Below are 14805 nucleotides of genomic sequence, written 5' to 3'. Positions count from 1 at the left end.
GGTCACGGTAAGCCGCTCGCGGAGGGCTGTCATCGTTGGGAAGGCTGGCCTGACCTGCGCAGATGCAGGTGTGCCTACCCTTCGTGAGCCCCGCGCGACGCCCGGCCGACACGCCGTCCGGCAGCCGGTCGGGAGGGCTCACAGCGCGCCCACCTCGACCACGCGCAGCACCACCTCGCCCGCCTCGTCCGACGCCGCGAGGTCCACGACGGCGTCGATGCGCCAGTCGTGGTCGCCCTCCGGGTCGTCCAGGAGCTGCCGCACCCGCCACGTCGCCGGTCCGGCCGTGACCTGGAACAGCGCGGGGCCGCGGGCGGGGGCGCCCGTGAGCACCTCGTCGTGGTCGTCGTAGAACGGGTCGAGCGCGGCCGACCAGCGCTCCGCGGTCCACGGCGCACCCTCCTCGTCCACGTCGCCCATCGCCGCGAGCGCGCCGTACTGCTCGCGCGCGGCGAGCTCGACGCGGCGGAACAGCGCGCCGCGCACGAGCGCGCGGAACACGCGCGGGTTGTCGGTGACGGGCTGCGGCGTGTCGTCGTCGACGCCGCCGGGTGCGTCCGCACCGTGCTCGTCGAGCGGGTTCGCGAGGCGCTCCCACTCGTCCAGCAGGCTCGAGTCCGTGCGGCGCACCAGGTCGCCCAGCCACTCGACGAGCTCCCACAGCTCCTCGGTGCGCGCGTCCTCCGGCACGGTCTGGCGCAGCGCGCGGTACGCGTCCGCGAGGTAGCGCAGCAGCACGCCCTCGGTGCGGTCGAGGTTGTACACGCTCACGTACTCGGCGAACGTCGCGGCGCGCTCGTGCATGTCGCGCACCACCGACTTGGGCGACAGCTCGAGGTCGGCGACCCACGGGTTCGTCGTGCGGTAGGTCGCGAACGCCGCCGTGAGCAGGTCCGCGAGCGGGCGCGGGTACGTGACGTCCTCGAGCAGCGCCATGCGCTCGTCGTAGTCGAGACCGTCCGCCTTCATGGCCGCGACCGCCTCGCCGCGGGCGCGGTTCTCCTGCGCGGCGAGCACCTGGCGCGGGTCGTCCAGCGTCGCCTCGAGGACCGAGACCACGTCGTGCGCGTAGCCGGGGTCGGTCTGGTCGAGCAGCTCGAGCGCGGCGAACGCGAACGGGGACAGGGCCTGGTTCAGCGCGAAGTTCGGCGGCAGGTCGTGCGTCAGGCGCACGGTCCGACGACGCCCGCGGGGTGCGGACGCGTCCGCCACCTCGACGTGCTCGACGACGCCCGCGGCCCGCAGCGACCGGTAGACCGCGATCGCGCGGCGCACGTGGCGACCGCGGGCGCCCTCGGGCTCGTGGTTGTCGGTCAGCAGGCGCGTCATCGCGAGGACCGGGTCCTCGCCGCGCTCCCCGCGCGCCAGCACGTGCAGCACCATCGCGTGCGTCACCGCGAAGCTCGAGGTCAGCGGCTCGGGGGGCGCGTCGCGCAGGCGCTCGAAGGTCTTGTCCGTCCAGTTCACGTGCCCGGGCGGGGCCTGCTTGCGCACGATCTTCTTGAGCTTGCGCGGGTCGTCCCCGGCCTTCTGCAGCGCCTTGCGGTTCTCGATGACGTGCTCGGGCGCCATGACGACGACCTCGCCGACCGTGTCGAAGCCCGCGCGCCCGGCCCGGCCCGCGATCTGGTGGAACTCGCGCGCCGACAGGTGCCGCATGCGCTGACCGTCGTACTTCACCAGGCTCGTCAGGACGACCGTGCGGATCGGGACGTTGATGCCGACGCCGAGCGTGTCCGTGCCGCACACCACGGGCAGCAGGCCCTTCTGGGTGAGGCGCTCCACGACCCGGCGGTACTTGGGCAGCATCCCCGCGTGGTGCACGCCCACGCCGTGCCGCAGCAGGCGGGACAGCGTCTTGCCGAAGCCCGGGCCGAACCGGAACGCGCCGAGCTCGGCGGCGATCGCGTCGCGCTGCTCGCGGCTCGTGAGGTTCGCCGAGAGCAGCGACTGCGCGCGCTCGACGGCCTCCTTCTGCGTGAAGTGCACGACGTACACCGGCGCTCGGCGCGTCGTGACCAGCTCGTCGAGCACCTCGTGCAGCGGCTCGACGACGTACGAGAACGTCAGCGGCACCGGTCGCTCGGCGTTGGTGATGACCGCGACCTCGCCGCCCGTGCGGCGCCGCAGGTCGTCGGCGAAGAACGTGACGTCACCCAACGTCGCCGACATGAGCACGAACTGCGCGCGCGGCAGCTCGAGCAGCGGCACCTGCCACGCCCACCCGCGCTGCGGGTCGGAGTAGAAGTGGAACTCGTCCATGACGACCTGGCCGGCGTCCGCGTCCGCACCGTCGCGCAGCGCGAGGTTCGCCAGGATCTCCGCGGTGCAGCAGATGATCGGCGCCGTCGGGTTCACCGCCGAGTCGCCCGTCATCATGCCGACGTTCTCCGAGCCGAACGCCGCCACCAGCGCGAAGAACTTCTCGCTGACCAGCGCCTTGAGCGGCGCGGTGTAGAACGTGCGACGCCCGTGCGCGAGGGCGACGAAGTGCGCCGCGGTCGCCACCAGCGACTTCCCCGATCCCGTCGGGGTCGACAGGATCACGTGGCTGCCCGTCACGAGCTCGAGCAGCGACTCCTCCTGGTGCGGGTACAGCCGCAGCCCCTGCTCGGCCGCCCACCCCGTGAACGCCTCGTAGAGGGCGTCGGGGTCGGTCGGGTCAGCCGGGATCCGGTCGGCGAGCGTCGCGGGCACCGCCTGATCCTCCCACCCGTCGTCAGGCCCAGCGCCATCCCGCCATGACGGCCTGCACCTCGGCGAGCCGGGACGCCGACCCGTCGTGCAGGTAGCCGACCGCGAAGATCGTGCCGTCGCGCTCGACCACCCACTCCGTGATGGTGCGCAGCCCGATGACGTACTCGAACCGCACCGAGTCGCCGAACGGGGACACGACCCGCACGGGAGCGCCGACGAGCGGGTGGCTCGCGTCGTCGCTCGTCTCGCCCCGGATGCCGTGCGCGCGACGGTCGGCGACCAGGTCGTCGAGGGTCCCGACCTCCTCGACCGTGCCGAAGCACGTGAGGAGCAGGCCGTCGTCACCGAGCATCGTCGTCGCCCCGTCGGCCTGGTGCCACCGCATCGGGACCGGCACGTCCGCCGTGTACCCCGGGCACACCCCCGCGGGGCCCGTGTACGTCTCGCTCAGGGCGACGCTCGCGGGGCCGAGGACCTCGACCGCGAGCGGCGCGTCGTCCGGCCGGCCGAGCTGCCAGCCCGCGACCGCGACGCCGCCGAGCACCGCGACGAGGGCGGCACCGATCACCACGGGCGCGCTCAGGCGCGGCATGCCGTCTCCTCACGTCGGTCGTCGTCCGGCGGACGTGACACTGGCACAGGACGCACCCGGGTGCCACGAGGCGCGTCGGCCGTCACCCGGACGGACGCGGCCCGCGGAGATAGCGTCGGCGTATGAAGCCGTTCGTGCTGCTGGCCTCGCGCGCCGAGGACGACGCCGCGGACGACGAGTACGCGCAGGTGCTGCGCTTCGGCGGGCTCGACGAGGGCTCGCTGGTCCGCGTCCGTCTGGAGGCCGGACCCATGCCGGCGCTCGACCTGGACGCGATCAGCGGGATCGTCGTCGGCGGGAGCCCGTTCGACGCGAGCACCCCCGCGGACCGCAAGTCCGCGACCCAGCTGCGGGTGGAGCGGGAGATGTCCACGCTGCTCGACGAGGTCGTCCCGCGGGACCTGCCGTTCCTCGGTGCCTGCTACGGCGTCGGGACGCTCGGCACGCACCAGGGCGGCGTCATCGACCGCACCTACGCCGAGCCGATCGGTGCCGTGCGCATCACCCTCACGCCCGAGGGGCGGCGCGACCCGCTGCTCGCCGACGTGCCCGACGCGTTCGACGCGTTCGTCGGCCACAAGGAGGCGTGCCGCGTGCTGCCACCCACCGCGACGCTGCTCGCCACCTCCGCGACCTGCCCGGTCCAGATGTTCCGCGTCCGGCGCAACCTCTACGCGACCCAGTTCCACCCCGAGCTCGACGTCCCCGGGATCTCCGCGCGCGTCCGGGTCTACGGCGGGTACGGGTACTACGAGCCCGACGAGCAGGAGCAGGTCCTCGCGCGGGTCGGGGCAGCCGACGTGTGGGCGCCGCCGCTCGTCCTCGCCGCGTTCGTCGAGCGGTACCGGCGTCGTTGAGCGCGCGCGGCCCGGCCGTCGCACCATGGGACCGTGATCCTCGAACCCTGGCGCCGCCGCGTCGGCACCGCCCTGTTCCTGCGGGTCGCGGGCCCCGACGGCATCGCGAGCCGTGAGCGCATCCACGGCACGCCCGGTCCTCGCTGGTTCCCGCCCGACGCGGCGATCCGCCGCGTGCACGGTGACGCGTCGATGTTCGTCGGCGGCCTGCGCGCCCTGCTGCTGCAGTCGCTGCACCCCGCCGCGATGGCCGGGGTCGCGGGGCACTCCGGATACCGCGGTGACCCGTGGGGCCGCCTCGCGCGGACCAGCACGTTCCTCGCCGTGACCGCCTTCGGCACCGCCGACGACGCCCAGGCGGCGGTCGACCAGGTGCGCGCGGTGCACGCGCGGGTCCGCGGGCGCACGCCGCAGGGTGTGCCGTACCGCGCCGACGACCCCGACCTCCTGCGGTGGGTGCACGTCGCCGAGGTCGACTCGTTCCTGCGCGCCCACCAGCGGTTCGGCGCGCGGCCGCTCGACGCGCCCGGTGCCGACGCGTACCTGCGTGACGCGGCCGTCGTCGGGCGCGCGCTCGGTGCCGAGGACCTGCCCGAGACCACCCGTGACCTCGCCGCCGCGATCGACGGGTACCGGCCCGTGCTCGCCGTCGGCGAGCAGGCACGCGACACCGCGCGGTTCCTGCTCCACGAGCCGCCCGTGCCCCCGGCGATGCGCGCCGGGTACGCGGCGCTCAGCGCCGCCGCCGTCGCGACGCTCCCGGCGTGGGCGGTCGCCGAGCTGGGTCTGCGTCGCGTCGGACCGGTGCGTCGCCCCGCGGCGCTCGCCGCGGGGCACGCGGCGGTCCGCACGATCCGGTTCGTGCTCGGCCCCGACGACGCGCGCCGCGTCAGCCGGGAGCCCGGCGCGGTCGGGGCGCCCCGCGGCTGACCCCCCCTGTCGCACGGGCGTCGCCCTGACGCGCGCCCTTGCGGCGCGGCGCCGGACGCGCGAGCGTGGCGGCGGGACCGGTCGACCCGGCCGGCGCGGACACGGGAGACCCCATGACGCAGGCGCAGCAGACGTTCGACGTGGTCGTGATCGGCGGGGGAGCGGTCGGGGAGAACGCCGCGGACCGGGCGTCGCGCACCGGGCTCCACGTGGCGCTCGTCGAGTCGGCGCTCGTCGGCGGCGAGTGCTCCTACTGGGCATGCATGCCGTCGAAGGTGCTGCTGCGGCCCGACGCCGCGTGCGAGGCCGCACGCCGCACGCCGGGCGTGCGTGACCCCGGGGACCTCGATGTCGCCGCCGTGCTCGCGCGGCGCGACGAGATCACGCACCGGTGGGACGACTCGTCGCAGGCGGACTGGGTCGCGGGCGCGGGGCTCACGCTGCTGCGCGGGCACGCGCGGTTCACCGGACCTCGCGCGCTCGTCGTCGAGTCCGACGACGGGACGGTCGAGGTCGAGGCGCGGCACGCGGTCGTCGTGGCGACCGGCTCGCTGCCGACGATCCCACCGGTCGACGGGCTGGCCGCCGCGCGACCGTGGACCAGCCGCGACGCGACGTCCGGGCAGCACGTGCCCGCGCGGCTCGCGGTGCTCGGCGGGGGAGTCGTGGCGTGCGAGCTCGCCACCGCCTTCGCGAGCCTCGGAAGCCGCGTGACCGTGCTCGTCCGGGGCGACGCCCTGCTCGCGGGCGCCGAGCCGTTCGCCGGCGCCGCCGTGCTCGCGTCGCTGCGCGCGCGCGGCGTCCGCGTCGTCCTCGGGGCGCAGGCCAGACGCGTGCACCGGGACGCCGACGGGGTCCACGTCACCCTCGACGACGAGGACGTCACTGCCGACGAGCTGCTCGTCGCGACGGGCCGCCACCCGCGCACCCGCGACCTCGGCCTCGAGACGATCGACCTCGAGCCCGGCGCACCGCTCGAGGTCGACGACGCGCTCGGGTTCCCCGGCGTGCCGTGGCTGTTCGCGGTCGGCGACGTGACCGGCCGGACCGGCACCACGCACCAGGGCAAGTACGACGCGCGGGTTGCGGGCGACGTGGTCGCCGCCCGGTTCGGGCCCGACGAGGCCGCGCGCCGCGCCGAGGCGTCCGCGGGCCCTTGGAGCCGGTACCGGGCCAGCGCGGACCACGCGGCCGTGCCGCAGGTGGTGTTCACGCAGCCCGAGGTCGCGTGGGTCGGGCTGACCGAGCGCGCCGCGCGGGACGCGGGGCTCGCCGTGCGGACCGTGGCCTACGAGCTCGCGGACGTCGCGGGAGCGAGCGTCATCTCACCCGACTACGCGGGCCGGGCGCAGCTCGTGCTCGACACCGCGCGCGACGACGTGGTCGTCGGCGCCACGTTCGTCGGGCCCGACGCCGCCGAGATGCTGCACGCGGCGACGATCGCGGTGGTCGGCGAGCTGCCGCTCGCGCGGCTGTGGCACGCCGTGCCGTCGTACCCGACGGTCAGCGAGGTGTGGCTGCGGTTCGCCGAGAGCGCCGGCCTCTGAGGGTCCGGGGCGCCCGCGGCGTCAGCCGAGCGAACCGTCGCTGGACAGGACCAGCCCGATCGCCGCCTCGCCCTTGCGCACGGCCTCACCGATGAGCGCGAAGTCGTACGCCGTGAAGTCCGTGAACACCAGGCCGTACGTCTCCTCGAGCCCGGGCTGGCAGAACGGGCGCTCCGGGCACTCCGCCGGCCCGGCGAGCGTGAGCCCGCCCGCGCACGCCTCGGCGAGCTCCGAGAGCGTGGTGACGCCGTGCTCGTCGGCGAACTCCTGCGTCACCGCGAACGCGTTCTGGTCCTGCGCCGCCGACGCCGTGCCCACGACGAGACCACGCTCCTTCGCGAGCGGCTCGAGGGCCGCGACCGTCGCGTCGACGTCGCCCGACGCGACCGGCTCGGCGTCGGCCCCGTTGACCGTGGTGTTGAGGAACTCCGCGAGCGTCGCGGCGTACTCCGGGACCACCGCGAGCTCGCCCGACTCGAGCGCCGGCAGGTACGTCTCGCGTGCGCCGATCTCCCGGACCTGCGCCTGGTACCCGGCGCTGCGCAGGACCTCGGCGTAGATGTTGGCGAGCGTGCTGCTCTCGGAGAAGTTCGCGGCGCCGACGACCACCGACGCGCCCTCACCCGACTGCTCGCTCGCCGCGAGGCCCTCGTCCTCGACGAACGCCGCCGCGACCTCGCTGGACGTCTGGCGGTCGATGTCGACGGCCTTGTTGAGCGCGATGAGGCGCTCGGTGTCGAGCGCGTCCGAGACCGTGTCGAGCAGCGGGACGAGCGTGGGGTGCGCCTCGGCCACCGACGCGCTGACCGCCGGGATGACGTTGTCGGCGTTCTGCAGGGTCTTGTCGTCCTCCAGCACGACGAGCTGCTCACCCGCGACGGGCTCGCAGGCACCGCCCGTGGCGGACGACGCGTTCGTCGGGTCCGCCTTGCCGCCGCCCGAGCCCGGGTCGCCGCAGCCGGCGAGCGCGATCAGGGACGCGGCGAGGGACAGCACGGCGAGGCGCTTGCGGTTCGGGGACACGGTGCCTCCAGGGCGGCGGGTGACGGGGCGGACGACGAGGCGGGTGACGGGGCGGACGACGAGGCGGAGCGGACGGACCTCACGAGCGCTCATCGCGCGGTCCCATTCGAACGGCGGCCGCCGGCGGCGGCAACCGGTGGCACGGGATCCGCGGCCGTGAGGGCGCGGCGGGTGCGCCGGGGTCCGGACCGGCGTGCCGCGTCGCGCACGCCGCGCGGTGTGACGGCGCGCTGGGCGAGCGCGAGCAGACCCTCGGCGACCAGGCACAGCACCGCGACGAGCAGACCGCCCGCGAGCACCTGCCCGTAACGCTGCGTCGCGAACCCCGAGACGACGACCGACCCGAGGCTGCGCCCGCCGACGAGCGCGGCGAGCGGGACGGTGGCCAGGACCTGCACCACGGCCGTGCGCACGCCCGCCGCGACGAGCGGGACCGCGAGCGGCAGCTCGACGAGCCACAGCCGGCGGGCACCGCTCATCCCGAGCCCGCGCGCGGCGTCCAGGACGTCGCGGTCGACCCCCGCGAGACCCGTCACGGTGTTGGTCAGCAGCGGTGGGACCGCGAAGACCGCGCACGCGACGACGGTCGCCGGGTTGCCGAACAGCCCGGCCGAGGCGAGCAGCGTCAGGAGCGCGAGCGTCGGCAGCGCGCGCGTGGTGTTCGCGACGACCACGCCGAGCGTGCCGCCGCGCCGGGCGCGTCCCAGCCACACGCCCGCGGGCAGCGCGACGACCGCGGCGAGCAGCACGGCGAGCGCCGTGACCTGCAGGTGCGTGGCGGTCAGCGCGAGCACGCCGTTGCGACCCGTCCAGTTCAACGGGTCGTTGAGCCACGCGAACGCCTCGGTCAGCAGGTCCACGCGGACCCCCGGTGGCCGCGGCCCGTCATGCCCGCACCCGCTCGTCCCGCACCGCGCGCCACGGCGTCAGGAGCCGACCCACGAGCACGACGAGCAGGTCGGCGACGAGCGCGAGCAGCACGCACAGGACCGTCGCGGTCATGATCTCCGCGTGGTAGTCGCTGCGGAACCCGCGGAACATCAGCTGCCCCAGCCCGCCGTACCCGACCACCACGCCGACCGTCACGAGCGCCACGGTCGTCACGGTCGCGACACGCACCCCCGCGACGATGCTCGGCAGCGCCTGCGGCAGCTCGACCTGCAGCAGCATCCGCACGCGCCCGTACCCCATGCCGCGCGCCGCGTCCGTGACCGCCGGGTCCACCCCGGCCAGGCCGACGAGCACGTTGCGCACCAGCACCAGCAGCGCGTACAGGACGAGCCCGATGAGCACGGTCGTGCGCCCGATGCCCGTGTAGGGCGCGAGCAGCGCGAACAGGGCGAGGGACGGCACGGTGTAGAGCACCCCGGCCGTCCCGACGACCGGCCCGGCGAGCCGCGGCCGCAGGTGCGCGACGAACGCGAGCGGGAGCGCGACGACGAGCGCGAGCAGCACGGCCTGCACGGTGAGCGACACGTGCTGGCCGAGCGCGCGCTGGATGTCCTCGGAGTTGCGCGCCACGTAGTCCCACGAGAACCACGGGTTGGGTGGCGCGTCGGTCGTGGACATGGCAGCGAAGGTAGACCCGCCCTCCGACACGCGCCCGGCGAGCGCCAGACCAGGGCGGACGACGCGCGGGGGCTCGCGGTTGTCGGTGCGCGCCGTTAGCGTCCCTCGCGTGGACGACGAGTGGGCGATCCGGTTCGAGCACGCGGCCAAGACCTACGCCGCGGGCTCGTCGGCGTCCCGCGCGCACGCCCCCGCCGCGGTCGACGACCTGTCGCTCGACGTGCGCACGGGCGAGGTGCTCGTGCTCGTCGGACCGTCGGGGTGCGGCAAGTCGACGACGCTGCGGATGGTCAACCGCCTCGTCGAGCCGACGAGCGGCCGCGTGCTCGTCGAGGGCCGCGACGTCGCGACGCTCGACGTGGTCGAGCTGCGTCGGCACGTCGGCTATGTGATCCAGAACGTCGGCCTGTTCCCGCACCGCACGGTCGCGCAGAACGTCGCCACCGTCCCGCGTCTGCTCGGCTGGGACCGCGGGCGTACCCGCACGCGCGTCGCGGAGCTGCTGGAGCTCGTCGGGCTCGCGCCGGACCGGTACGCGCGGCGCTACCCGCACGAGCTGTCGGGCGGCGAGCGTCAGCGCGTGGGGGTGGCCCGTGCGCTCGCGACGGACCCGCCCGTGCTCCTCATGGACGAGCCGTTCGGCGCGGTCGACCCGGTGGGCAGGCGCCGGCTGCAGGACGAGTTCGCGCGCATCCAGCGCGAGCTCGGCACCACGGTCATGCTCGTGACGCACGACGTCGACGAGGCGGTCCGCATGGCCGACCGGGTCGCGGTCATGAGCACCGGCGGCCACGTCGAGCAGCTCGCGCCCCCGCTCGACGTCGTCGCCCGGCCCGCGACGCCCGCGGTCGCCGACCTCGTCGGCCGCGGGCGCACCGCCCGCCTCCTCGCCCTCGGCCGCCTGGCCCGGGACGACGTCGACCCGGCGACGACCGCACCCCCGGGAGCGCCCGTCGTGCAGCTCGGCGACGAGCTGGGTGAGGTCCTCGACGCGATCGCGAGCGACGGGGTGAGGGCGGCGGCCGTGCACGACGGGCGCACCCCGATCGGCGCCGTGACCGCGGCTGACGTCCTGACCGCGCTGCGCCGGCTCGTCGCGGGCCCGGCGGACGTCACCCCGGGCGGGACGACGACGGCCTGAGCGTCACAGGCCCGAGCGTCACAGGCCCGAGCGTCACCGGCCCGAGCGTCACAGGCCTCCGAGGATGCGCCCGACGACGATCTTGGTGATCATCGCGGCCGGGTAGACCAGCGCGTACCCGAGCGCCACACGGGCGTCGTACTGCGTGCGCGCGTTGGCGAACGCGAGGATCGCGGGCTGCGTCTGGGCGCCGCTCATGATCCCGGACAGGCGCGTGCCGCCGACCCGGAACACCCGCCGCATGACGACGTACAGACCCGCGGACACGAAGCCGGTCACGACGACGCCGAGCACGAGGATCCTCAGCCACTCGCCGGACGTGAAGGCCGCACCGATCTGGCCGCCGGCGCGCGAGCCGGCCTGGGCCAGGAAGATCAGCAGGCCGAGCTCGGACATCGCCTGTGCCGCGGTGTACGGCATCGCCGTCACGACCGGGCCGATACGGCCGATCCTGCCGAGGACGAGGCCGATGAGCAGCGTGCCGAACGCCGACCCGATGGTGAACACACCGCCCGGCACGGGGATGTGGATCGTGCCGAGCAGGATCCCGGCGGCCATCCCGAGGCCGAGCACCACGGGCACGATGTCGGACAGCCCGCGCGAGGAGTCACCGAACCACGTCGAGACCTCGGGCATGCGCTCACGCGGCGCGATCACCCGGACCCGGTCCCCGAGCTGCAGCTGCAGGTCGTCGGTCGCGAGCATGTCGACGTCCCCGCGCCGCACGCGGGACACGGTCGCACCGAACCGGTGCAGCAGGTCGAGCTCGCCGACGGTGCGTCCCGCGGCGTGCTCCGCGGAGACGGTGATGCGGCGCATGTCGAGGTACTGGCGGTCCGTCTCGAGGTGGTGCGACGAGGTGTGGCCGAGCTCGCGGGTGACGGCGTCGATGTCCTCGTGCGGCCCGACGACGGTGACGAGGTCGTCGAGCAGCAGCAGGTCGGTGCCGCCGGCGGTCCGGATCGGCGACGTCTCGCCGCGGCGCACGCGGGAGAACTTGATGCGGTCGCCGTGCAGCTCCTCGAGCTCCTGGACGCTGAGGTTGGCGTCGACCTCGACGCGCACGGTGCGGCTCACGAGCGTGGGCGGCGCGTCCGCGTCCTGCCCGCGGTGCCGCAGCGCGGCGGACACGGCGACGAGCATCCCGACGACGCCGAACAGGTAGGTCACCGCGTAGCCGATGGTCGGTCCGGTGTCGTCGCCCGCGGCGTCGCGCGCGGCGGCGAGCGCGGGGGTGTTGGTCACGGCCCCCGCCCAGGAGCCGGCGACGACGGGGTCGTCGAGGTGCAGCAGACCGCCCACCGCGACCGCGAGGGCGGCGCTCGCGACGAGCACGCCCGCGACCGCGAGGATCGGCCCGAGGCTGCGGCGCAGGGACGAGAAGAACGTGGCGCCGGAGATGATCCCCACGCAGAACGTGAACAGCGCGAGCCCGAGCGTGCCCATCGCCTCGGGGATCTCCAGGTGCACGTCGTACGACCCGGCCCACGCCGCGAGGCCGATCGACAGCAGGAGGACGGCCGCGGCACCCAGGCCGACGCCGCGCACCTTGACGTGCCCGATCGCGGAGCCGATCCCGATCGCGGCGAAGAGCAGCAGGACGGGCTGCTCGGCGAGGAACTCGAACACCTGGGACATCGCTGCTCCGTGGCGCTAGGGACGCCGCGGGGATGGCGGCGCTGCCGTCACCCATTCAAGGGCGCGCCGGGAGCGCCGATCTGGTCCCAAAGACCCGGGTGCCCGCCCGCGTACCCCGAATCGGGCATATGCGCGGCTCGTCCCGGTCGCTACCGTGACCGCGTGCCGACCCTGCGTGCGAGAGCCAGCGCCCTGCTCGCCGTGCTCCCGCTGGTCGTCGCGCTCGTGGCCGCACCGTCGGCCGCGACGCCGGCCTCGTCCCCACCCGCACCCACGGGGCGGTGCACCGACCTGCTGGTGCTGAGCGTCCGCGGGTCGGGGGAGTCCACGTCCACGACGAAGACGAGCGCCGTGCGTGACGCGTTCCTCGACGGCGTCGACGGCCGGCGCACGACGACGGTCGAGACGCTGCCGTACCCGGCGGCGGCCATGTCCGTGCTCGCCGACGACTTCCGCCAGCTCATCGACCTCGGCCTGCCCGGCACGTCCGACTGGAGCTACTTCCGGTCGATCGAGACCGGGGCGCAGGTGCTGCGCGAGCGGCTGAGCACCGCCCGGCGGACGTGCCCGGACCAGAAGTGGGCGCTCATCGGGTACTCGCAGGGCGCGATGGTGATCAGCGAGGTGCTCCCCGAGTTCCCCGACCCGCAGCTGTACGCGGGCGTCATGCTGGTCGCGAACCCGTCACGGTCGGCGGGCGACCGGCAGAACAACATCGGCACCGCCATGCCGGGCGACGGGTTGAGCTCCTGGGTACCACCGGCCGGGCTCGGGTACGCCGCGGTGCCGCACGCGCTCGCGGGCGTCACGACCGACCTGTGCGCCTCGCAGGACCTCGTGTGCGACACGGCGCGGCTGTTCGCGAACCTCGCCGCCCCGGTCACCGGGGTGCCGTGGGAACCGATCGTCGGCATAGCCGCGCTCGTCGAGTACGGCACCGCCGTGCACACCGCGTACGACGTGCCCGAGCTGAGCGCGCTCGCCGGCCCCGCGATCGAGCGGGCGTCGAGGTTCGTCGTGCCCGAGCACCGCACCGTGACCGTCCTGGCCTGTGGCCCGTCGGGCGACGTGTCCGCCGCGGTCCCCGTCAAGGCCCTGAGCACCGCGGGTGCCGCCGCCCAGCGGCGCACGGTCGAGCCCGCGCTGCTGACCGGTGCGCTGTCGGGCGCGACGTTCACCGAGCACGGCTTCACCCGAGGGCCGTACCGGCTCGACCTCGCCGACGACGGTCGCCTCACGGGCACCCTCCCCGCAGGGCGCTGGGAGCTGGTCACCACGGTGACGACCGGCCTCGAACCACCCCGCACGATCCGCGTCGTCGTGCACGTCGACACCGCAGGCACGTGCGGGGGTGTGGACGGGTACGTCACGGACCGTGACGGCGAGCCGGTCGAGGGGGTCGAGGTCTGGCTCGAGCGGACGACGGACGGGTGGGACGGCGAGTCCGACCGGCGCCTGGCGATGGACCGCACCGACAGCGACGGGTACTACGCGATCGTCGGCAGCTACGACGGCGGGTACCTGCTGTTCTTCAGCGACGGCCCACCCACGGCGCAGACCTGGGAGCAGTCGCAGGCCGAGGGCTACGTCGACCTCTTCGACCAGTACCACTCGACGCAGCCGCTGAGCAACGAGTCCGACTCGCCCTCGCGGGCGACGCCCGTCCACGTCGGCGGCCCGCTCGCCCGCACCGACCAGGCCCTGAGCCGGGCGTCGAGCGTCCACGTGTACGCCTACGACGCGGCGAGCGGCCGCGCCCTCGACGGCATCGCCGTCAGCGAGTACGGGTGGCGGGCCGTCACCCAGGCCGACGGCTGGGCGTTCCACACCGGTCGGTGGTCCTACGGCGGCTGCCGGCTCTACTTCGACACCGCCCGGGTGTACGTCGAGATGGCCGGCTACGACCCGAGGCGTCCCGCCGAGAGCTCGGTCCGCATGGTCCGCGGGAGCTCGGTGGCCGGGACGGTCAGGGACGAGCGGGGCCGGCCCGTGCCCGGCGCCACGGTGCACCTCTCGCGGGAGCGGTCGTGGGACCCCGCCGCGCCCGACACCGACTGGGGTGGTGGGACCGGCTGCTACTCGGGGCTCGGGACGAGCGAGAGCGAACAGGCCGTCACCGACGCGAACGGCCGGTACCGCATCGGCGCGCTGTACGGCGGCGTGAACCCGTACCTCGTGCACGCGGACCTCGGCACCACCACCCTCAGCGCGGCACCGGTGACCCTGCCGCCCGCGCGGACCGGGTACCAGGACGTCGAGGTCGACCTCGGCTTCGCGACGCTCACGGCAGCGACCCCGACCGTCAGCGGCACCGCGAAGGTCGGGGTGCGGCTGACCGCCAAGCGCGGCACCTGGACCACGGGGACGTCGTTCGCCTACCAGTGGTCGGTGAACGGCAAGGCGGTCGCCGGGGCGACCGGGACGACGTTCACGCCGCGCGCGGCCGACGTCGGGCGGACCGTCACCGTCCGGGTCACCGGGACCAAGCCCGGGTACGTCACGGCGACGCGGACGTCGAAGGCCACCGCCGCGGTCGTGAAGGGCACGCTGACGACCGCCCGGCCCACCGTGACCGGCACGCCCAAGGTCGGCGCGCGGCTCACGGCCTACCGCGGGACCTGGACGGCGGGCACCACCTTCTCCTACCGCTGGTACGCGAACGGGAAGGCGATCAGCGGGGCGTCGTCGACGACGTACACGCTGAAGGCCTCCGACAGGGGCAAGGTCATCACGGTGAAGGTCACCGGCTCCAAACCCGGCTACGTGACCGCGACGACGACCTCGAAGGCGACCGCAGCTGTCCGCTGAGCC

The 14805-nt window shown here is 74.8% G+C and carries 11 protein-coding genes; 5 read left to right on the top strand and 6 right to left on the bottom strand.

The window, feature by feature from the left end:
* Positions 1-138 precede the first annotated feature (138 nt).
* Positions 139-2697: a DEAD/DEAH box helicase gene (locus ACT17Q_RS11575; RefSeq protein ID WP_444662563.1), complete on the bottom strand. Its 2559-nt coding sequence runs from the start codon at positions 2695-2697 to the stop codon at positions 139-141.
* 22 nt (positions 2698-2719) lie between these two features.
* Positions 2720-3289 (bottom strand): hypothetical protein, encoded by a 570-nt coding sequence (locus ACT17Q_RS11570; protein ID WP_094179509.1) that lies wholly within the window; start codon positions 3287-3289, stop codon positions 2720-2722.
* Between the two features lie 122 nt (positions 3290-3411).
* Here ACT17Q_RS11570 and ACT17Q_RS11565 point away from each other — a divergent pair, with 122 nt between their 5' ends.
* From ACT17Q_RS11565 to ACT17Q_RS11555, 3 genes are all read left to right on the top strand, one after another.
* Positions 3412-4146: a glutamine amidotransferase gene (locus tag ACT17Q_RS11565; protein ID WP_094179510.1), complete on the top strand. Its 735-nt coding sequence runs from the start codon at positions 3412-3414 to the stop codon at positions 4144-4146.
* Between the two features lie 33 nt (positions 4147-4179).
* A complete protein-coding gene (locus ACT17Q_RS11560) occupies positions 4180-5076 on the top strand; it encodes an oxygenase MpaB family protein (protein ID WP_444662560.1) in 897 nt (298 codons plus the stop codon).
* A 113-nt stretch (positions 5077-5189) separates the two neighbouring features.
* A complete protein-coding gene (locus tag ACT17Q_RS11555) occupies positions 5190-6623 on the top strand; it encodes a dihydrolipoyl dehydrogenase family protein (protein ID WP_444662558.1) in 1434 nt (477 codons plus the stop codon).
* A 21-nt stretch (positions 6624-6644) separates the two neighbouring features.
* On the opposite strand, the gene ACT17Q_RS11550 is transcribed toward ACT17Q_RS11555, so the two are convergent.
* From ACT17Q_RS11550 to ACT17Q_RS11540, 3 genes are all read right to left on the bottom strand, one after another.
* Complete coding sequence (locus ACT17Q_RS11550; RefSeq protein ID WP_444662556.1) at positions 6645-7646, bottom strand: glycine betaine ABC transporter substrate-binding protein; 1002 nt, start codon at positions 7644-7646, stop codon at positions 6645-6647.
* A gap of 89 nt (positions 7647-7735) precedes the next feature.
* Positions 7736-8506: an ABC transporter permease gene (locus ACT17Q_RS11545; protein WP_094179514.1), complete on the bottom strand. Its 771-nt coding sequence runs from the start codon at positions 8504-8506 to the stop codon at positions 7736-7738.
* 25 nt (positions 8507-8531) lie between these two features.
* Complete coding sequence (locus ACT17Q_RS11540) at positions 8532-9215, bottom strand: ABC transporter permease (RefSeq protein WP_141321431.1); 684 nt, start codon at positions 9213-9215, stop codon at positions 8532-8534.
* Between the two features lie 109 nt (positions 9216-9324).
* Here ACT17Q_RS11540 and ACT17Q_RS11535 point away from each other — a divergent pair, with 109 nt between their 5' ends.
* The gene (locus ACT17Q_RS11535) at positions 9325-10356 is read left to right on the top strand and encodes an ABC transporter ATP-binding protein (protein ID WP_444662553.1); all 1032 of its coding nucleotides are present in this window, start codon (positions 9325-9327) and stop codon (positions 10354-10356) included.
* A 48-nt stretch (positions 10357-10404) separates the two neighbouring features.
* Here the strand turns inward: ACT17Q_RS11535 and ACT17Q_RS11530 are convergent, their stop codons facing one another.
* Positions 10405-11994 carry an aspartate:alanine exchanger family transporter gene (locus ACT17Q_RS11530; RefSeq protein ID WP_444662551.1) on the bottom strand — a complete coding sequence of 530 codons (1590 nt, stop codon included), beginning with the start codon at positions 11992-11994 and terminating at the stop codon, positions 10405-10407.
* Between the two features lie 162 nt (positions 11995-12156).
* Between ACT17Q_RS11530 and ACT17Q_RS11525 the strand changes: the two genes are divergently transcribed.
* Entirely contained in the window at positions 12157-14802 is a 2646-nt protein-coding gene (locus tag ACT17Q_RS11525) for a cutinase family protein (protein WP_444662549.1), read from the top strand.
* The last annotated feature ends 3 nt before the right edge of the window (positions 14803-14805 follow it).

It is taken from the genome of Cellulomonas sp. CW35, from assembly GCF_052378485.1.
GTDB lineage: Bacteria > Actinomycetota > Actinomycetes > Actinomycetales > Cellulomonadaceae > Cellulomonas > Cellulomonas uda.
Note: the sequence above shows the minus strand (reverse complement) of the source record. Positions and strands in the feature narration are given on the sequence as shown.

What these genes read in the sequence shown, in the direction of transcription:
- ACT17Q_RS11570 (WP_094179509.1), bottom strand. Translation starts at nt 3,289, where the DNA reads ATGCCGCGCCTGAGCGCGCCCGTGGTGATCGGTGCCGCCCTCGTCGCG.
- ACT17Q_RS11540 (WP_141321431.1), bottom strand. Translation starts at nt 9,215, where the DNA reads ATGTCCACGACCGACGCGCCACCCAACCCGTGGTTCTCGTGGGACTAC.
- ACT17Q_RS11555 (WP_444662558.1), top strand. Translation starts at nt 5,190, where the DNA reads ATGACGCAGGCGCAGCAGACGTTCGACGTGGTCGTGATCGGCGGGGGA.
- ACT17Q_RS11530 (WP_444662551.1), bottom strand. Translation starts at nt 11,994, where the DNA reads ATGTCCCAGGTGTTCGAGTTCCTCGCCGAGCAGCCCGTCCTGCTGCTC.
- ACT17Q_RS11565 (WP_094179510.1), top strand. Translation starts at nt 3,412, where the DNA reads ATGAAGCCGTTCGTGCTGCTGGCCTCGCGCGCCGAGGACGACGCCGCG.